At 50.6% G+C, this 18,323-nt stretch carries 18 protein-coding genes and 1 pseudogene; 4 read left to right on the forward strand and 15 right to left on the reverse strand.

What is annotated here, in order from left to right:
• Positions 1-57 precede the first annotated feature (57 nt).
• The 3 genes from WBL83_RS21465 to WBL83_RS21475 all read right to left on the reverse strand — a co-directional run bounded on the left by WBL83_RS21465 (position 58) and on the right by WBL83_RS21475 (position 1,568).
• Positions 58-633 carry an RpoE-regulated lipoprotein gene (locus WBL83_RS21465; protein WP_424591034.1) on the reverse strand — a complete coding sequence of 192 codons (576 nt, stop codon included), beginning with the start codon at positions 631-633 and terminating at the stop codon, positions 58-60.
• Between the two features lie 63 nt (positions 634-696).
• On the reverse strand, positions 697-1,143 hold the full coding sequence (locus WBL83_RS21470; protein WP_424591035.1) for a DUF2919 domain-containing protein: 447 nt from the start codon (positions 1,141-1,143) through the stop codon (positions 697-699).
• On the reverse strand, positions 1,143-1,568 hold the full coding sequence (locus WBL83_RS21475) for a GNAT family acetyltransferase (RefSeq protein ID WP_172588658.1): 426 nt from the start codon (positions 1,566-1,568) through the stop codon (positions 1,143-1,145). The genes WBL83_RS21470 and WBL83_RS21475 overlap by 1 nt, the downstream gene beginning before the upstream one ends.
• Positions 1,569-1,764: 196 nt before the next feature.
• Between WBL83_RS21475 and amiA the strand changes: the two genes are divergently transcribed.
• Positions 1,765-2,637, forward strand: coding sequence for an N-acetylmuramoyl-L-alanine amidase AmiA (gene amiA, locus WBL83_RS21480; protein ID WP_424591036.1), 873 nt, complete (start codon positions 1,765-1,767; stop codon positions 2,635-2,637).
• A gap of 5 nt (positions 2,638-2,642) precedes the next feature.
• On the forward strand, positions 2,643-3,548 hold the full coding sequence (hemF, locus tag WBL83_RS21485; protein ID WP_424591037.1) for an oxygen-dependent coproporphyrinogen oxidase: 906 nt from the start codon (positions 2,643-2,645) through the stop codon (positions 3,546-3,548).
• Positions 3,549-3,636: 88 nt separating this feature from the next.
• On the opposite strand, the gene maeB is transcribed toward hemF, so the two are convergent.
• Positions 3,637-5,916 (reverse strand): NADP-dependent oxaloacetate-decarboxylating malate dehydrogenase, encoded by a 2,280-nt coding sequence (gene maeB, locus WBL83_RS21490; protein ID WP_424591038.1) that lies wholly within the window; start codon positions 5,914-5,916, stop codon positions 3,637-3,639.
• A gap of 393 nt (positions 5,917-6,309) precedes the next feature.
• On the opposite strand from maeB, the gene tal reads away from it, so the two are divergent.
• Together tal and tkt are read left to right on the forward strand one after the other, a co-directional pair.
• Positions 6,310-7,260: a transaldolase gene (gene tal / locus WBL83_RS21495; RefSeq protein ID WP_424591039.1), complete on the forward strand. Its 951-nt coding sequence runs from the start codon at positions 6,310-6,312 to the stop codon at positions 7,258-7,260.
• Positions 7,261-7,281: 21 nt separating this feature from the next.
• Complete coding sequence (gene tkt / locus WBL83_RS21500) at positions 7,282-9,279, forward strand: transketolase (RefSeq protein WP_424591040.1); 1,998 nt, start codon at positions 7,282-7,284, stop codon at positions 9,277-9,279.
• Between the two features lie 245 nt (positions 9,280-9,524).
• Here tkt and WBL83_RS21505 read toward each other — a convergent pair whose 3' ends face one another.
• The 11 genes and pseudogenes from WBL83_RS21505 to WBL83_RS21555 all read right to left on the reverse strand — a co-directional run.
• The gene (locus WBL83_RS21505) at positions 9,525-10,568 is read right to left on the reverse strand and encodes a DUF1176 domain-containing protein (RefSeq protein ID WP_424591041.1); all 1,044 of its coding nucleotides are present in this window, start codon (positions 10,566-10,568) and stop codon (positions 9,525-9,527) included.
• Between the two features lie 147 nt (positions 10,569-10,715).
• A complete protein-coding gene (gene nudK / locus WBL83_RS21510) occupies positions 10,716-11,291 on the reverse strand; it encodes a GDP-mannose pyrophosphatase NudK (protein WP_424591042.1) in 576 nt (191 codons plus the stop codon).
• Between the two features lie 344 nt (positions 11,292-11,635).
• Positions 11,636-12,238 (reverse strand): cytochrome c-type protein NapC, encoded by a 603-nt coding sequence (gene napC, locus WBL83_RS21515; protein WP_424591043.1) that lies wholly within the window; start codon positions 12,236-12,238, stop codon positions 11,636-11,638.
• 8 nt (positions 12,239-12,246) lie between these two features.
• Positions 12,247-12,696 carry a nitrate reductase cytochrome c-type subunit gene (gene napB / locus WBL83_RS21520; RefSeq protein ID WP_424591044.1) on the reverse strand — a complete coding sequence of 150 codons (450 nt, stop codon included), beginning with the start codon at positions 12,694-12,696 and terminating at the stop codon, positions 12,247-12,249.
• 12 nt (positions 12,697-12,708) lie between these two features.
• On the reverse strand, positions 12,709-15,195 hold the full coding sequence (gene napA / locus WBL83_RS21525) for a nitrate reductase catalytic subunit NapA (RefSeq protein ID WP_424591045.1): 2,487 nt from the start codon (positions 15,193-15,195) through the stop codon (positions 12,709-12,711).
• On the reverse strand, positions 15,192-15,455 hold the full coding sequence (gene napD / locus WBL83_RS21530; protein WP_424591051.1) for a chaperone NapD: 264 nt from the start codon (positions 15,453-15,455) through the stop codon (positions 15,192-15,194). Before napD ends, napA begins: the two co-directional genes overlap by 4 nt.
• Entirely contained in the window at positions 15,445-15,936 is a 492-nt protein-coding gene (napF, locus tag WBL83_RS21535; RefSeq protein WP_424591046.1) for a ferredoxin-type protein NapF, read from the reverse strand. Before napF ends, napD begins: the two co-directional genes overlap by 11 nt.
• Positions 15,937-16,449: 513 nt before the next feature.
• Positions 16,450-16,701, reverse strand: a pseudogene (locus WBL83_RS21540) (RHS repeat-associated core domain-containing protein); the annotation flags it as partial.
• A 149-nt stretch (positions 16,702-16,850) separates the two neighbouring features.
• On the reverse strand, positions 16,851-17,318 hold the full coding sequence (locus WBL83_RS21545; protein WP_424591052.1) for a YdcD family protein: 468 nt from the start codon (positions 17,316-17,318) through the stop codon (positions 16,851-16,853).
• On the reverse strand, positions 17,311-17,667 hold the full coding sequence (locus WBL83_RS21550) for a DUF6973 domain-containing protein (protein ID WP_424591047.1): 357 nt from the start codon (positions 17,665-17,667) through the stop codon (positions 17,311-17,313). The genes WBL83_RS21545 and WBL83_RS21550 overlap by 8 nt, the downstream gene beginning before the upstream one ends.
• Before the next feature lie 139 nt (positions 17,668-17,806).
• A partial coding sequence (locus tag WBL83_RS21555; RefSeq protein WP_424591048.1) for an ankyrin repeat domain-containing protein occupies positions 17,807-18,323 on the reverse strand: 517 nt, incomplete at its 5' end.

Here is an 18,323-nt window from a genome sequence, read left to right on the forward strand (position 1 = left end):
TATGATACCCAAATACGATTGCGCCTTCTTGAGAAGACGCAAACCTGGGACGAATTTTTATCGACGCCAGATAATTTTGCTGATCTTCCAGTTTTTGAGGGTATCGTCAGATGGCATCAACTCCGGCGTGCCATGCCATTCGCCGCTAAACAGATAGCTAATATGCTGGCTGTTGGGTGCCTTGCACTCCACGCTGTCGCTGTCATCACCCGAGGCTTTGACGCACGAACCAAACGCTTTGTCATACAGGCTGCTAAACGTCGTACCAATCTTAACGCCGCTGTCAGTTTTAATATCGCTGTCCAGCACATCAACACGGCTGACCGTGCCTTTCTCGCCGTTAACGACAACCTTCACCGTTTTGTCCGTCATGGCTTCGTAGAAGCGCACAATCTCGCCGTTATCGGTTTTCATACCGCTACGCAGACGATAGTTATCGTTCAACCCACTGCTGACGGCTTTCTCATCCATTGGCGTGCTGGCAGTTAACTCACCCACACCCTGCTCGCTTACTTCAAGCGACGAACCGAACCAGCTCAATGGATTTGCCGCGGACCAGTTGACCGAGGCGAAGGTCGAACAGCCGCTTAGAACCAGTGGCAAACCTATTAACATCAGGCGCAGTGTTTTCATCAGTAATTCCTTATTAAGCATGGGTACGCGCTTTGGAGTGCAAACTTTCCCAAAAGTGCCAGGTTACTCACCACTAATGGTGAAGTAATCGCGTAAACGGCGGCTGCGACACAGCCACCACAAGGCAAAGACATCGGCTATCAGCAGCGATAATGTCACGCCGGTCAACTCTTCACCCTGCCATAACAACAACAGTTGCCAGACCAACACCACGCCTTGCGCGGCCACCAGCACCCAGCGCCACATTCCCCATAACCGGGGATGTAAATGGCGACGGCCACTCATCATAAAGGCCAGTGCGGCGGGAATGCCGGGCAGTAATCCAAACCAAAAAGTATCACGGTCCGGATAGAACGCGCCGAGAATGGCATCTCCCTGCTGGCGAGACGCCGCCGCAAGCACCAATACAAACCAGGTTCGTGCCTGCAGCAGGAGGATGCACCAGAACAAAATGGGAGTTTTCAGATTACCGTGGGTATCGTAATCCGACGGTGGATACAGAAATGACATTAATATTCTTGATCTTCAATCAGGCGCTTGCCGAGTAGCACCACATCTTGCTGCTCGTATTCAAGGCGTTCGTACATGCCAATCACCAGGTCGTTTTCTTCACGCACCATGATATGAATTTTTGGGCACCCGCGTGCGATAAGCTTTTTTTCCAGTCGGCTAAGCAAGGCATTAGCGATACCGCGCCCCCGATATTCCGGGTGAACGCCGAGGTAATAAGCTGACCCGCGATGCCCGTCGTAACCGCCCATCAGTGAACCAACCACTGCGCCGCCCACTTCAGCGACTAAGAACAGATCCGCGTCATGATTGAGCTTACGTTCAATATCCATTTCAGGATCGTTCCACGGACGCAGTAAGTCGCAACGTTCCCAAAGCGTAATGACTTCTTCAAAATCATCCTGGCGAAAAACACGTATTTCCATGGTATTAGCCACCTGAAAGTGTAAAAACAGTAATTATGAAGGTAAGCGACCAATTCGCCAATAACCAGCTAAAAAATGGCATACTAGCCACTCATTCATTTTTGGTAATGAAAATCCCAAAAATGCTTGTCGTTTACCCTTTGCCGATACGCTATAAATGCTTATCTGCAATTTTAAAGATAAAAATATTAGCCGCATGAGCAAAATTAAATCACTGACGCATTTGACTACCCGCCGCCAGTTACTGCTTACTGGATTGGCTGCCTTAACGTTAACGGGTGTAAATAAGGCTTTGGCAAGCCCAGAGTCTAAACCTCTCAAAACCACCACTAACCACAGCAAACCGACCAAAAAATCAGGTGCTCGTCGGGTGGTGATGCTCGATCCAGGCCACGGCGGTATTGATACCGGTGCGATTGGTCATAATGGTTCCAAAGAGAAACACGTTGTATTGGCCATCGCCAAGAATGTGCGCAACATATTAAAAAGCAAAGGAATAGAGGCCAAACTCACACGTACCAGTGACGAGTTTATCCCACTGTACGATCGCGTAGAAATCGCCCATAAACATGGTGCGGATTTGTTTATGTCGATTCATGCCGATGGCTTTACCAGCCCTACGGCTGCCGGTGCGTCGGTGTTTGCCCTTTCCAATCGCGGTGCCAGTAGTGCGATGGCGAAATATCTTTCTGATAAAGAAAACGCCGCCGATGACGTTGCTGGCAGTAAGGTGAAGCACAAAGATCAGTATCTCCAACAGGTTCTGTTCGATCTGGTGCAAACCGATACCATCAAAAATAGCCTGACGCTCGGGTCGCATATCCTCAAGCAGATTAAACCGGTGCATAAACTTCACAGCCGCAGCACCGAACAAGCCGCGTTTGTGGTGCTGAAATCGCCGTCAATTCCTTCGGTATTAGTCGAGACGTCGTTTATTACTAACCCCGGCGAAGAGAAGCTGCTCGGCACTGCCGCGTTTCGTCAGAAAATTGCTAATGCTATTGCCTCTGGCATCATTAGCTACTTCAATTGGTTTGATAACCAGAAAGCTCACAGTAAAAAACGTTGATGCCTATGAACACGCCTGATATTCACGCCGTAAAACAATTCCTGCTGCAGTTGCAGGACACCATCTGTCAGCAGCTGAGTGCCGTCGACGGTGCCTTATTTGAAGAAGACAGCTGGCAGCGAGAAGGCGGCGGTGGTGGCCGCAGCCGGGTGTTACGCGGCGGCGCTATTTTCGAACAAGCGGGCGTGAACTTCTCTCATGTGCATGGCGATGCCATGCCCGCCTCCGCGACAGCACATCGTCCGGAACTGGCCGGGCGTAGTTTTGAAGCAATGGGCGTGTCGTTAGTGGTGCATCCACTGAATCCTTACGTGCCCACCAGCCACGCCAACGTGCGCTTTTTTATAGCTGAAAAGCCGGGTTGTGACCCTGTGTGGTGGTTCGGCGGAGGTTTTGACCTGACGCCGTTTTACGGGTTTGAAGAGGATGCGATTCACTGGCATAAAACGGCGCGTGAGTTGTGTCAGCCATTTGGTGAAGACGTTTTCCCGCGTTACAAAAAGTGGTGTGACGATTACTTCTTTATTAAGCATCGCAATGAACAGCGTGGGATTGGCGGTTTGTTCTTCGACGACCTGAATACGCCAGATTTCGACCATTGCTTTAGCTTTATGCAGGCCGTAGGAAACGGTTATCTGGATGCGTATTTGCCGATTGTAGAACGTCGCAAATCTTTGCCGTGGGGCGAGCGTGAGCGCGACTTCCAGCTCTATCGCCGTGGCCGTTACGTAGAGTTTAATCTGGTGTGGGATCGCGGAACGCTATTTGGTTTGCAGACTGGCGGGCGCACAGAGTCGATTTTAATGTCGATGCCACCGTTAGTGCGTTGGGAGTATAGCTACCAGCCAGAAGAAGGCAGCCCGGAGGCTGCCTTGTATCGTGATTTCTTGCCGGTTAAAGACTGGGTTTAACATTGCCCTAGTCGGATGACGCTAATCGCTTATCCGACCTACCAGACCAATGTAGGGTGGATAAGCGTAAGCGTCATCCACCAAATCATCACAATGGAACGGTCTGCGCTTCCACTACTGCCAACGCCACCATATTCACAATACGACGAACAGACGCAATCGGTGTTAACACATGCACCGGTTTCGCCACGCCCATCAATACTGGCCCGACCGTCACCCCTTCTGAGCTGGAAACACGCAGTAAGTTGTAACTAATACGTGCGGCTTCCACGTTCGGCATGATCAGGATGTTGGCTGAGCCTTTCAGAGGGCTGTCTGGCATACGTTCATTGCGGATACTTTCCACCAGCGCCGCATCACCATGCATCTCACCATCGATTTCCAGATCTGGCGCACGTTCACGCACCATCTCAAGCGTTGCACGCATTTTGCAGGCCGCTTTGGAATCCGAAGAACCATAGTTGGAATGCGACAACAGCGCGACTTTCGGCTCGATACCAAAACGACGCACTGTTTCAGCAGCCAGCAGGGTGATTTCCGTCAGCTCTTCTGGTGTTGGGTCGTCATTGACGTAGGTATCAGCAATAAAGGTGTTGCCGCTTGGCAGTAACAGAGCGTTCATCGCCCCCGCAGCTTTCACCCCTTCGCGATAACCAAACAGTTTCTCCAGCACGCTAAAGTGTTCGTGGTATTCGCCGATGGTGCCGCAAATCATCGCGTCAGCTTCACCACGATGCACCATGATCGCACCGATAACCGTAGTGTTACTGATCACCGCACGCTGTGCCTGTTCCTGGGTGATGCCGCGGCGTTTCATGATGTTGTAGTACTCATTCCAGTACTCTTTGAAACGCGGATCGGATTCGTTATTGACGATCTCAAAGTCTTTGCCAGCACGCATTTGCAAGCCGAGTTTCTTCAGACGCATTTCGATAACGGCTGGACGACCAATCAGAATTGGCTTCGCGAGACCTAACGTTATCAGTTCCTGAGTCGCATGCAGCACACGCGCCTCTTCACCTTCAGCCAGCACGACACGTTTAGGATCTTTACGTGCCTGTGAGAAAATTGGCTTCATAAACAAGTTCGTTTTGTAGACAAACTCGGTCAGTTTTTCGCGGTAAGCGTCGAAATCCTTGATTGGGCGCGTTGCCACACCGGTGTCCATTGCTGCTTTGGCTACGGCAGGGGCAATTTGCACGATAAGGCGCGGGTCGAATGGTTTAGGGATCAGATAATCTGGGCCGAACGTCAGCTCTTCTTCACCATATGCAGATGCTACGACATCGCTTTGCTCGGCGTGAGCCAGCTCAGCAATCGCGTGAACCGCCGCCAGTTTCATCTCTTCGTTGATAGCCGTTGCGCCGACATCCAGCGCGCCACGGAAGATGAACGGGAAGCACAGCACGTTGTTCACCTGGTTGGGGAAGTCAGAACGACCGGTACAGATAATCGCATCCGGGCGCACTTCTTTTGCCAGCGGAGGCAGGATTTCAGGTTCCGGGTTCGCCAGCGCCAGAATCAGTGGCGCACGCGCCATTTTCTTGACCATCTCCTGGCTCATGGCTTTCGGGCCAGAGCAGCCGAGGAAGATATCCGCGCCTTCAATCACTTCATCGAGCGTGCGTTTACCGTTATCGTCCACCGCGTAAGCCGCTTTGGTTTCTGCCATGTTTTCTTCACGGCCTTTGTAGATAACGCCTTTTGAGTCACAGACCACGATGTTGTGTTTCTGGATACCCAGTTGCACCAGCAGGTTCATACAGGCGATGGCTGAAGCGCCCGCACCGGAAACCACCAGGCGAACGTCAGAAATATTCTTCTCAACTACGCGCAGGCCGTTTAGCACCGCAGCGGTACAGATAATGGCAGTCCCGTGCTGATCGTCATGGAACACAGGGATGTTCATGCGCTCACGCAGTTTTTTCTCGATGTAGAAACACTCCGGGGCTTTGATATCTTCTAAGTTGATGCCGCCAAAGGTCGGTTCGAGCGCTGCGATAACTTCAATCAGTTTGTCCGGATCCATCTCATCAACTTCGATATCGAACACGTCGATACCGGCAAATTTCTTGAACAGAACACCCTTGCCTTCCATTACCGGCTTGCCAGCCAGCGCACCGATATTGCCCAGTCCCAGCACCGCGGTGCCGTTGGAAATCACCCCAACAAGGTTGCCGCGAGCCGTGTATTTGTAGGCAGCCAGTGGGTCTTTTTCAATCTCAAGACAAGGTGCAGCAACACCCGGAGAGTAAGCCAATGCCAGATCACGTTGAGTGGCTAGAGGTTTGGTAGGAGATACCTGAATTTTTCCGGGAATGGGGAATTCATGAAAATCGAGGGCACTTTGCTTCAGTTGTTCATCCATTTCTTCGTTCCTTTCTTATAGCTCTCAAGGGTCAATAAGGTCTTGGTAAGGCCACGTAGTATCACGCTTGCGCGCGTTCTAAACTTTGAACATCGCCATACTATCAGCAACGTCTGGCAAAAATGTTAGTAAATCAGAGAGACTATGTTACCCGTCATTAACAACAATGCCATGCCTATCTGCTATGCTTTTTAGTTATGCCAACGATGAATTTTCGTCGCGAATGACACGGAGTATTCAGGTAACACAATGTATACCTTAAATAATTCGTGATGCAGGAAGGCGGCAAGTGAACGAGTCCCGCTAAGCTTACTCAGGTAAGTGATTCGGGCGAATAAACGTAGCCAACGCAAATGCATCCTGAAGTATGACGGGTATTTCAAGGAGATAGTTATGAGTCAGCTAGACAGTATCAAAAAATTCACCACCGTTGTGGCCGACAGCGGCGATATCGAATCTATTCGTCACTACCAGCCTATTGATGCCACAACCAACCCCTCGTTATTACTGAAAGCCGCGGGGTTAGAGCACTATCAGTCACTCATCGATGATGCCCTTGCTTACGGCAAACAACGCGGCGGCACCCAGGAAGAGCAAGTGGTGCAGGCCTGCGACAAACTGGCGGTTAATTTCGGTGCGGAAATTCTGAAAAGCATCCCAGGACGTGTCTCGACGGAAGTCGACGCCCGCCTCTCTTTCGACAAAGAAAAAAGCATCGCTAAAGCCCGCCATTTGATTGCTCTGTATGAAGAGCTTGGCATTGATAAGTCTCGAGTGCTTATCAAGCTTGCCTCAACCTGGGAAGGTATTCGTGCCGCTGAAGAGCTGCAAAAAGAAGGTATCGACTGCAACCTGACGCTGCTGTTCTCTTTTGCCCAGGCCCGAGCCTGTGCCGAAGCAGGCGTATTCCTGATTTCACCGTTCGTCGGCCGCATCTACGACTGGTATCAGGCGCGCAAACCGATGGACCCGTATGTGGTTGAAGAAGATCCGGGCGTCAAATCGGTGCGCAATATCTATGATTACTTTAAGCAGCATAACTACAGCACCATTGTGATGGGTGCGAGTTTCCGCCGCACCGAGCAAATTCTGGCGTTGGTGGGCTGCGACCGCCTGACTATCGCCCCTAACCTGCTGCAGCAATTGCAGGATAGTGATGAACCTGTCGTGCGTAAATTGGTACCGACTTCGCAGGGCTTCCGCCGGCCAGAACCGATAAGTGAAGCTGATTTCCGCTGGGAACATAATCAGGACCCAATGGCCGTCGAAAAACTATCAGAAGGCATCCGCCTGTTCGCAATCGATCAGCGCAAACTGGAAGATTTACTCGCTGCGAAACTTTGAACGACAACCACGGAGTGAAACATGTCATCTCGAAAAGAGCTTGCTAACGCCATTCGTGCCCTGAGTATGGACGCGGTACAAAAAGCGAATTCAGGTCACCCGGGCGCACCGATGGGAATGGCAGATATTGCCGAAGTGTTATGGAACGACTTCATGCACCATAACCCTACGAACCCCACATGGGCCGATCGGGACAGATTTGTTCTTTCTAACGGTCACGCCTCGATGCTGCTCTACAGTCTGTTGCATCTGAGCGGGTATGACTTACCGATGTCGGAGTTAAAAAACTTCCGCCAACTTCACTCCAAAACCCCTGGCCATCCAGAAATTGGTTACACACCCGGTGTTGAAACCACCACCGGGCCGCTAGGCCAGGGGCTTGCCAATGCGGTCGGTCTGGCAATTGCCGAGCGCACTTTAGGAGCGCAATTCAACCGCCCCGATCATGAAATTGTCGATCACTTTACCTACGTATTTATGGGTGATGGCTGCCTGATGGAAGGCATCTCCCATGAGGTTTGCTCCCTTGCCGGCACGCTCGGTCTTGGCAAACTGATTGGCTTCTATGACCACAATGGCATCTCAATTGACGGCGAAACCGAAGGCTGGTTTACCGACGATACCGCCAAACGCTTTGAGGCTTATCACTGGCATGTGGTGCATGAGATCGACGGTCACGATCCCGAAGCACTGAAGAAAGCGATTCAGGAAGCGCAAAGCGTCAAAGATAAACCCTCGCTGATTATTTGCCGTACCGTCATTGGTTTCGGCTCGCCTAATAAATCCGGTAAAGAAGAGGCGCACGGTTCGCCTCTGGGTGAACAGGAAGTCGCTCTCGCCCGCAAACAACTGGGTTGGAACTATCCGGCGTTCGAAATCCCGAAAGAGATTTATCAGGCCTGGGATGCTAAAGAAAAAGGTGAGCAAGTTGAAGCGGCCTGGAATGATAAATTTGCCGCTTATGCGAAAGCACATCCTGAACTTGCGGCTGAATTTAATCGCCGGATGCACGGTGAAATGCCCGAAGGCTGGCAGGAAACCACGCAAAACTACATTGAGAAATTGCAGGCGAATCCGGAAAAAATTGCGACTCGTAAAGCCTCGCAAAACACGCTCAATGCTTATGGCCCAAGTTTGCCAGAGTTGCTGGGCGGTTCTGCCGATTTGGCCCCGAGTAATCTGACCATCTGGAAAGAGTCCAAATCGATTAAAGAAGACATCGCCGGGAATTACATTCACTACGGCGTGCGCGAATTTGGTATGACGGCCATCGCCAACGGCATCGCTCACCATGGTGGGTTTGTGCCCTATACCGCGACCTTCCTGATGTTTGTTGAATACGCACGAAACGCGGCGCGTATGGCGGCGCTGATGAAAGCCCGCCAAATCATGGTCTATACCCACGATTCGATTGGTCTGGGCGAAGATGGCCCTACCCACCAGGCTGTTGAGCAACTGGCAAGCCTGCGCATGACGCCTAACTTCAGTACCTGGCGTCCGTGCGATCAGGTGGAAGCTGCGGTGGCGTGGAAGACTGCCATCGAGCGGCATAACGGCCCGACGGCTCTGATCCTGTCGCGCCAGAATCTTGCACAAATGGAGCGAACGCCAGAGCAGGTCAGCGCCATCAGCCGTGGGGGTTATATTCTCAAAGACAGTGACGGCACGCCGGATGTCATTCTGATAGCGACCGGTTCTGAGATAGAAATCACGATGCTGGCGGCGGATAAACTCGCAGCCGAAGGGCATAACGTGCGTGTGGTTTCACTGCCTTCAACGGATATTTTTGATGCCCAGGACGAAGCCTATCGGGAATCTGTTTTGCCGTCGGAGGTATCCGCTCGCGTCGCTGTAGAAGCCAGTATTGCCGACTATTGGTACAAGTATGTCGGGCTGAAAGGCGCGATTGTTGGCATGACTACCTACGGAGAATCCGCACCGGCCGATAAACTCTTCCCGTTCTTTGGTTTTACGACTGAGAATGTGGTGGCGAAAGCGAAGAAAGTGTTGGAGAAGTAATCTCACTTTTGCCCTCACCCCGACCCTCTCCCACGGGAGAGGGGGAAAACCGCGTAACAAGCCGGCGATGGCCAATTAGTCCACCCCTCTCCCACGGGAGAGGGAGAAAACCGAATCCTGAGCCAAAGGGGGAAATCGGTTTTCTCCTTCTCCCTCAGGGAGAAAACCGAATCCTGAGCCAAAGGGGGAGATCGGTTTTCTCCTTCTCCCTCAGGGAGAAGGTTGGGATGAGGGGGGTTGTACTATTACTTAGTTACCCAAAGTGTTGGCCACGCCGCACTCCCATTCCACTCATCGCACGTTGGCTCTTCTGCATATCGCACCAGACGGAAACGTTGCCCATCAAAACGCCAGCGCGTCGCGACGCCGCAATCACCGATACCGCGCCCTTTCGCAAGGGTGGTCAGCTCTTTATTGGTTTCGTCATATCCGACGTTCATCAGTTCAAGCTCTGTGTTACCACTGCCTGGCGTGAACGGCAGATTCAGACGGATTTGCCGCGCCGCAAACGGCTTCTGGCGTGAGACAACCCACGCGAGATCGACAATATTGTAAGCCCCCGCCTCACAGCCAATCATCAGCAGCGCTTTGTCATCACTGAGGGCAAACACGCGCACATCCCGGCGAGCGGGATCTAACGAGCACTGGCTACTGCTCATGCGCCAGGTACCGTAATCCATTACATCGTTGAGTTCTTGTTGCGTGAGAGGTGTCGGCGTTGGGTTAGTCAGCTTGACGGCTTTCAGTGGCGGCGCGGGCGGTACGCTCAGTGGCGGCTCATCACCTTTTTTAATCCACGCGGTTTCGCTGCCTACTCGTTGTTGCTGACTATCAATAAACAGCAACGATGCTTTCAGTCCGCTAAGCGAAATATTTCCTTTCCCTTGTCTCAGGGTAATGGCGTCCGCGTTAACGACTTTATCGAGGAAACTATTAATCGAGTCGGCATCACCCGTTTTGAGATGATGGGGAGTGACCTGCCATTTTGCCAAATCAAGCACCAGCGGCTCGCCATCGACCAGTAAATGTGGGGCAATCGGCGGCGCTTTCAGTTCAGTAGTGGTCATGTTGCCTAAATCAATTCGCAGCGTCGCATCCGTATGCGCACCGGCGCTGCGTGTCAGCGTCATGACCAGGCCTTGATGCAGCCCGGTGTTACGGGCTGAACAAAAATTTTGGTTGTTGCAGGTGACTTGCCAGTCGGAAAACGACTTTTGTGACGCTGCCGCGAAAACAGAGCTCGCTATAAAGAATAAAAAGAAAAACAGCGATTGTTTGCGCAGAAACATTGGCGACACATATCCTGAGAAGACGAAGAGAGATTAATGTACAGATAACGGCGATATCTTCGTCTGGTTAACGTTTGTGCTCAATCGGATTTATCGGATAGATATTGTTAAAATAACCAAACATCAACCCATTGAATTTCAATGATTTTAATCCATGATTCCGCGTAATTTCAGCTGTTGTAACAGAATTACCGTTTTCCCATCACGAATTTCACCACTTGCTACCATTTCCATGGCCTGTTTGAAGGTGAGTTCGAGCACGTCGATATCTTCATCTTCAATCCCGCCACCTGCGTTGTCGCGCTGAGCCTCACTATATTCTGCCATGTAGAAGTGAATGAGTTCGGTGACGCCGCCAGGCGACATATACAGCTCGAATAATTTTTCGACGTCGCCAACCTCATAACCCGTTTCCTCAATCGCTTCTTTACGCGCACAGATTTCCGGCTCATCGGCATCTAACAGGCCAGCACAGGCTTCAATCAACATGCCATCGGCATTGCCATTAACCCAGGTCGCGACACGGAACTGACGCGTCAGGACCACGGTTTTTTTATCACGGTTATAAAGCAGGATTGTGGCACCGTTACCCCGGTCATAGACTTCTCGTTTGTGACGGATAGCGTCGGCTTCGTTACGGTATAGATCGTAGGTGATATTGCGCAGGATGAAGTAATTATCTGAGAGGATTTTATCTTTGATGACTTCAATTTTAATCGACATACCGTCTCCACAGTGAGTTAGGGGAGCCGATCATCATAGGCCGCTACGTAGTCTGGCGTCAATTTGATTCCCCTCACCCCGGCCTTCTCCCACAGGAGAGGGAGAAAAACGAGCCTGTCCCTTATCCCTCAGGAGAGGGAGAAAAACGAGCCTGTCCCTTATCCCTCAGAGAGGGAGAAAAACGAGCCTGTCCCTTCTCCCTCAGGGAGGGAGAAAAACGAGCCTGTCCCTTTTCCCTCAGGAGAGGGGGAAAAACGTGCAGTCCCTTCTCCCTCAGGAGAGGGAGAAAAACGAACCAGTCCCTTCTCCCTCAGGGAGAAGGTTAGGATGAGGGTGGTAACAGGTTAGAAGCCGTTTTTCACTTCATTCATATCCGGCAACTTATGCGCAATCCCCTTATGGCAGTCCACGCAGGTTTGCCCGTCTTTGACTGCTTTATCATGCATTTTCGCCGCGACGGTTTTCTGGGCGGTGAAGTCCATGTAATCAAAGTTATGGCAGTTCCGGCATTCTTGCGAGTTGTTGTTTTTCATCCTGCGCCACTCGGTTTGCGCCATCTCTAGCCGATGGTCATTAAACTTTTGTGGCGTGTCGATTAAGCCAAACGCTTTGGCATACAACTCTTTACTGGCCTGAATTTTACGCAGCATTTTCGGCCCCCATTCATGCGGGACGTGGCAATCCGGGCAAGTGGCACGCACGCCGCTACGGTTGTTGTAATGCACGGTCTGCATATACTCCTCGTAGACATTGGCGCGCATTTCATGACAACCGATACAAAATTCTTCGCGGTTGGTCATCTCCATGCCGGTGTTAAATCCACCCCAGAAAATAATCCCACCAGCGAAACCAATCAGCAGTAACGTGCCTAATGCCAGGCGACTCGGGCGACGCCACCACTGCCATACACGCCGGATGATGCCCGGTTTACGGGTTGATTTATCCATAATGGCCTCTAGTTTCCAAAGCCTTTAGACGGCGTGAAGGTGTTCTCGACAATCGGTGCCGCATCGGTTTGTGGAACATGGCATTGCAGGCAGAAATAGCGGCGCGGTGCGACGTTTGACAGCACTTTGCCATCGCTATCCATAAAGTGCGTCGGACTGACGCGCGGCGCGCCTGTGGTGCGATAATGTTCAACGCCGTGGCATTGCAGACAACGGTTGGTATTTTTGCTCACCTGGTAGCCGTCGACGCTATGCGGGATCATCGGCGGCTGGTTGACGTAATTGAGCGCCATTCGTCCCTGCTGTTTCGGCATATGGATTGAACCTTCCGGCGTGCCGGAAACTTCAGGGGACGGCGTCAAATCGACCCCGTTTGCCGCCCACAACGCCCCGCTGACCAGCAGCGTAAACGCCGCAATCCATTGAAAGAAAGTCTTCGTCAGGATGGTTTTTTTCATGATGTTATCCCCTTACACCTTCGCCAGTTTCACGGCGCATTTCTTATAATCCGTCTCTTTGGAAAGCGGATCGGTCGCATCCAGCGTCAGGTTATTCACCAGTTGAGCGGCATCGAAGAATGGCATATACACCAGCCCCTGCGGCGGACGGTTACGACCACGTGTTTCCACAATCGAAATCACTTCACCACGGCGAGAAACCACTTTGACCTTGTCGCCACGGCGCAAGTCACGCGCTTTTGCATCCAGCGGATGAATAAACAACACCGCTTCCGGGAAGGCTTTATGAAGTTCCGGTACGCGACGCGTCATGCTGCCGGTATGCCAGTGTTCCAGAACACGTCCGGTGGATAACCACAGGTCGTATTCTTTATCCGGCGACTCTGCTGCAGGCTCGAATGGCAAGGCGAAAATCACTGCTTTACCGTCTGGTTTGCCGTAGAACTTGAAGCCTTCGCCCGCTTTCACATACGGATCGTGGCCTTCGCTGTAACGCCAGAGCGTCTCTTTGCCGTCCACCACTGGCCAGCGTAAACCGCGTGCTTTGTGGTAATCATCAAACGGTGCGAGGTCGTGCCCGTGACCACGCCCGAAGGCGGCGTACTCTTCGAACAGCCCTTTTTGCAGATAGAACCCCAACTCGTGTGATTCGTCATTGAGCTGATCTTGCGCCAGTTCAGTAATCGGGAATTTGCTGACGTTCGCGTTGGCGAACAGCACGTCGAACAGCGTTTTGCCACGGTATTCCGGTTTCTGATCCACGAGTTCGGCAGGCCATACTTCTTCGACGTTGAAGCGTTTGGCAAAGTTGACCAACTGCCAGAGATCCGATTTTGCCTCGCCCGGCGCTTTCACCTGCTGACGCCAGAATTGAGTACGGCGCTCGGCGTTGCCATAAGCGCCCTCTTTTTCCACCCACATCGCGGTCGGTAAGATCAGATCAGCACTCAGCGCGCTGATCGTTGGGTAAGGATCGGAAACAATCACAAAGTTGCGCGGATCGCGCCAGCCCGGCATCCGTTCTTCGGTGATGTTCGGCCCGGCCTGCATGTTGTTATTACACATCACCCAGTAAACGTTGAGCTTGCCGTCTTTCAGCGCACGGTCTTGCGCCACGGCATGTAAGCCGACTTTCGCCGGTATGGTTCCCGCCGGTAGCTGCCACATGTTTTCCGCTATTTGACGGTGCTTCTCGTTGGTCACCACCATGTCGGCTGGCAGGCGATGGGAGAAAGTACCGACTTCACGTGCGGTACCACAAGCTGAAGGCTGACCGGTTAACGAGAACGGCCCGCAGCCAGGCTGGGAGATTTTGCCGGTCAACAAGTGGATGTTGTAAACCAGGTTGTTCGCCCAGACGCCGCGTGAATGCTGGTTGAAGCCCATCGTCCAGTAAGAAATCACTTTCTTGTTCGGGTCAGCATACAACTGCGCGAGCGCTTCAAGTTGGTCTGTCGGCACGCCACTCATCTGAGCGGTTTTTTCCAGCGTGTACTCGGCAACGAACGCTTTGTAATCCTCGAAGCTCATTGGCTCCGAGGCATCAGAACCCGGGTTTTTGGCCGCCTTTTCCAGAGGATGCGTCGGGCGCAAGCCATAACCGATATCCGTCACCCCTTTGCGCAGATTCACATGCTGCTTAAAGAACGACTCGTTAATCGCATTGTTCTGAATGATGTAATTAGCGATGTAGTTAAGGATGGCCAGATCGCTTTGCGGGGTGAACACCATGCCGTTGTCGGCCAGCTCAAAACTACGGTGCTCAAAAGTAGAGAGAACCGCGACGTTCACATTTTCATTGGACAGGCGACGGTTGGTGATACGCGACCATAACACCGGGTGCATCTCGGCCATGTTCGAGCCCCACAGCACGAATGCGTCGGCTTGCTCGATGTCGTCGTAGCAGCCCATCGGTTCATCCATGCCGAAGGTACGCATGAAACCGACCACCGCAGAAGCCATGCAATGGCGCGCGTTCGGATCCAGGTTGTTAGAACGGAAACCCGCTTTGAATAATTTAGAGGCGGCGTAACCTTCCCAAACCGTCCACTGACCGGAACCAAACATCCCGACCGCTTCCGGCCCTTTTTCCTTCAGGCTGGTTTTGAATTTTTCTTCCATGATGTCGAAGGCCTGATCCCAGCTGATGGGCGCGAACTCGCCTTCTTTATCGTACAGGCCGTCTTTCATGCGCAGCAGGGGCTGCGTGAGGCGGTCTTTTCCATACATGATTTTTGGCAGGAAGTAGCCTTTGATGCAGTTCAGGCCACGGTTCACCGGTGCATCCGGATCGCCCTGGCTTGCCACCACGCGTCCATCTTGCGTGCCGACTAATACGCCACAACCGGTGCCACAAAAACGGCACGGAGCTTTATCCCATTTGATGGCATCTTGTTTCCCGACAACGGCATTGGCAACGCCTGGCACGCTTAGACCCGCAGCGGCCGCCGCAGCAGCAATGGCGTTCGCTTTCATAAAGCTACGACGACTGAGTTTCATGGTGTTTCCTCACCTTGCTCATCCTGCTGGTGATAAACCAGCGACACCGCCAGCACACCCGCAATATTGCGTGCTGACTCAATTTGATTCAGCAGCACATCACTGCGCGCTGCTTCCATAACCACCACCAATTTGCCGAGCCCGGCATCGGTTAACGCCACTTCACTGCCCGGAAGTTCGTTCAATGCGTGACTGACCGCGAGAATATTGTGTGGATGGGCCTGAACGACCAGGCCACAGACGTGCCAGTCAGTTTGCATTTGCATGTCTCATCGTGATGGCTGAAACCGGACAACCGCCGATACAGGCACCGCAGGCGCTGCAATCGGCATGATTGAGTAGAGGTTGTGCGATGCCCTGCACAGAGGGGCGAAAGCCAATAGCCTGGGTTTCGCAACTGTCCTGGCAACTGCGGCATTCGACGCTGTTTTTAGCCAGGCAGCTATCGCCAATCGACAAGGTATGTTCCCAGGGGGAAACCTCACGCTTAAGAAAGATTTTTTCTGGGCACGCTTGCGCGCAGGCGTAGCAAAAAGTGCATTCACCGTGGGTAAAGTTAACTTCGGGGTAGCCGCCCTGGCCGCGTTTTAATATATGGGTTTCACACGCCGACAGGCATGCATCGCAGCGCGTGCAGTCCACTAGAAAATGGTTTTCGTCTCCGCTCCAGGGCGGGCGCAAAGCAGAACCGGAGCGGCGAAAACTGCCGGTTAATAATCCACGACGGGAAAAATCAGCCATAAGGCACATCCTTGCATCACAAATGCCGGAGTCGCGACGGCGAAACCAGCAAAATAATTATGCTATTTCCGTAATTTTTATGAGGTTTTGTTGGGTGGATAAGCTTAGTCATCAACCCTGGTTTTTATGAGTGTTAACATAGGTGACAAAGGGGGAGTAGAGGCATCACCCTTTAGGGGTAAATACACGGATGGGATCAAAAATAGGTGTGGTTTGCTTAATGAATGAATAGAACAGGAAGCATTATTAATTTTAGTAATTTAGCAAGCGCGCCAGGTTTGACATGCTACTGGTAGCATTAGTAACCAAGCGATGATAAGGGTAAGAGTTCAATAAAAAATTAATAATCTCATCGTGATGTACTGATAAAATAATACCCACCCCATCAAATACAAATAAGAAAGAGAAATCCATAACCATCCATTTTTTATGGATAAATACTCCTATACCAGGATGGATAAAAAACTGCGGCTATAGCTATAAAGGAAAGTATATTGTAGGTATATTCATTCATTACAGTAATGTTGTCAGCAATCCATACAGTAATAGAAAAAAAACCCTAAAATCAATATCAAATTTCTCATCCAGAGATTCCGCCACCTGTAGAACCACTCCCTGATGAAGTACAGGTTCATCTGACCCTTGAGCTTCAATCCAAATGTCTAGCCCTAACGGGTCCTGACTGATATAGCGCCCCTGAGCCAGGTCATAATAACGGTGCCGGTTGTAGTGAATATCCGGTTCATCGTCATAATGCTGGCCTGCATACGGATGGGTTGATACAGTCGCTGCGGATTACTGCCACCCACCACGTTGCCATACACGTCATAGTGATAGATGAAATCTCATCTTCGATGATACGGTTATCCGGTAGCGCCGGGCGCGCCATATCACGTAGGAGCCTGCCTATATAGCTATGACCACTTCTCGATCCATTCATTCATCTTGTTGATGATGGCAGGGTCACTATACATTATATCTCTTCCTTTGGAGTCAACGGACATCTGCGTGTCAGCATTTCCACTTTTATATCTATTTAATTCTTTTTTACTACAGACATTCATATCTTTATCCATCGGGATTTTTTTCAAGTAAATTGTGGCTAACTTTTCCCCAAAAAAAAACAATACTACATCAACCTTGCCACATGCTGTCATAAACCCCTTTACTTTCAAACGTATAAAACTTCCATTTCCTCTTTCAACTTTTTGATTCTCAATAATTGTGAATGGATACTTATTTTCAGTGAAGAAGTTTAATATATTTTTAAACTCCCTTTGCCCCTGAAAATTCATCCTTGCAATACCAGATAAACTCATACTGCTCATGAAAAACACAGAAAAAGCAGTGATTATAATAAAATACAGATAACGTTTAATAATTTTTTACCTGTGAATTAGGCCAACTGCTTGTCTTATTGTCTGGTGATAATTTCCCTCCACCATAACCAAAAAGTTCACCATTATTATATTTACTAATACAGGAGTCACTACATGTTGATCCGGAATTATTACCGCAGGAGATACCTACAGCATTATTGGCCAGGTCCATCAATCCCTCGTCTTTCGGTTGCGGAATATCAGCTCTATTCCCCGCAGTTTCATGATACTGTTCAATTTGATCGGCTATGAATGCCCCAAAATTTTTGGTCATACTACACATCCAATGGCAATGCCTTAATGCATCTGCAGGTCCATTATGTAATCCACCGACATTAGCATTCATTTCCATGCTAAACATCCTCGATGTCATCAGAAATACTACTCGCTAAAAGAAGCCCTTGCACCCCAGATGTCATATATATCAGTGCAAAGTCCATGACTGATTCCAAAACATCCAATTTGCACAATGATTTCCTGCCTTTCTTACACTATTTACCCAGCGAATTAAGATTTTTTTCAGCAAAAGAAAGACAATCTGGGATAAATTGGATAATTTCCTTTCTCTTATATATTAGGGCCGCCTCACATGCAGTGCGCTTTCTCATGTTTGGCGCTGTGATTGATGGATCAGCCCCTTTCTCAAGAAGAAATTTAGCAAAATCAGTATTACCCTTCCAGATTGCCGTTAGTAAGGCAGTATAATTTCCTGACAAATCAGTTGCGTTGATATTTGCTCCCCTCAAAAGTAAGAAAGAGGCTATTTTTTGGTGTTCTTCAGTACCATAATAAGCTGCGGCCATTAATGGTTGTTGTTTAAAATCCCCACTAACTCCATTTACATTTGTTTTTGCAACATCGACTAGAAAGCGAACAGCCTTAGTATTAGCTGCTCCCACTGCGACATCCAGAGCTTCATTTCTATCTGGAAGGGTGACAGCTTCACATTGTTTAACATCCTTAGCTTCACATCCCCCTCCGCTCAGACATCGTTCACAAAAAAACCAT

Source organism: Buttiauxella sp. (assembly GCF_049686335.1).
GTDB lineage: Bacteria > Pseudomonadota > Gammaproteobacteria > Enterobacterales > Enterobacteriaceae > Buttiauxella.

Bases quoted from the DNA above. Each gene is read 5' to 3' on its own strand.
- napF (WP_424591046.1), bottom strand. From the start codon at position 15,936: ATGGCTGATTTTTCCCGTCGTGGATTATTAACCGGCAGTTTTCGCCGC.
- amiA (WP_424591036.1), top strand. From the start codon at position 1,765: ATGAGCAAAATTAAATCACTGACGCATTTGACTACCCGCCGCCAGTTA.
- maeB (WP_424591038.1), bottom strand. From the start codon at position 5,916: ATGGATGAACAACTGAAGCAAAGTGCCCTCGATTTTCATGAATTCCCC.
- WBL83_RS21475 (WP_172588658.1), bottom strand. From the start codon at position 1,568: ATGGAAATACGTGTTTTTCGCCAGGATGATTTTGAAGAAGTCATTACG.
- WBL83_RS21505 (WP_424591041.1), bottom strand. From the start codon at position 10,568: ATGTTTCTGCGCAAACAATCGCTGTTTTTCTTTTTATTCTTTATAGCG.
- hemF (WP_424591037.1), top strand. From the start codon at position 2,643: ATGAACACGCCTGATATTCACGCCGTAAAACAATTCCTGCTGCAGTTG.
- WBL83_RS21470 (WP_424591035.1), bottom strand. From the start codon at position 1,143: ATGTCATTTCTGTATCCACCGTCGGATTACGATACCCACGGTAATCTG.
- tkt (WP_424591040.1), top strand. From the start codon at position 7,282: ATGTCATCTCGAAAAGAGCTTGCTAACGCCATTCGTGCCCTGAGTATG.
- WBL83_RS21465 (WP_424591034.1), bottom strand. From the start codon at position 633: ATGAAAACACTGCGCCTGATGTTAATAGGTTTGCCACTGGTTCTAAGC.
- napA (WP_424591045.1), bottom strand. From the start codon at position 15,195: ATGAAACTCAGTCGTCGTAGCTTTATGAAAGCGAACGCCATTGCTGCT.
- napC (WP_424591043.1), bottom strand. From the start codon at position 12,238: ATGGATAAATCAACCCGTAAACCGGGCATCATCCGGCGTGTATGGCAG.
- WBL83_RS21550 (WP_424591047.1), bottom strand. From the start codon at position 17,667: ATGGAAATGAATGCTAATGTCGGTGGATTACATAATGGACCTGCAGAT.
- nudK (WP_424591042.1), bottom strand. From the start codon at position 11,291: ATGTCGATTAAAATTGAAGTCATCAAAGATAAAATCCTCTCAGATAAT.
- napB (WP_424591044.1), bottom strand. From the start codon at position 12,696: ATGAAAAAAACCATCCTGACGAAGACTTTCTTTCAATGGATTGCGGCG.
- tal (WP_424591039.1), top strand. From the start codon at position 6,310: ATGAGTCAGCTAGACAGTATCAAAAAATTCACCACCGTTGTGGCCGAC.
- napD (WP_424591051.1), bottom strand. From the start codon at position 15,455: ATGCAAACTGACTGGCACGTCTGTGGCCTGGTCGTTCAGGCCCATCCA.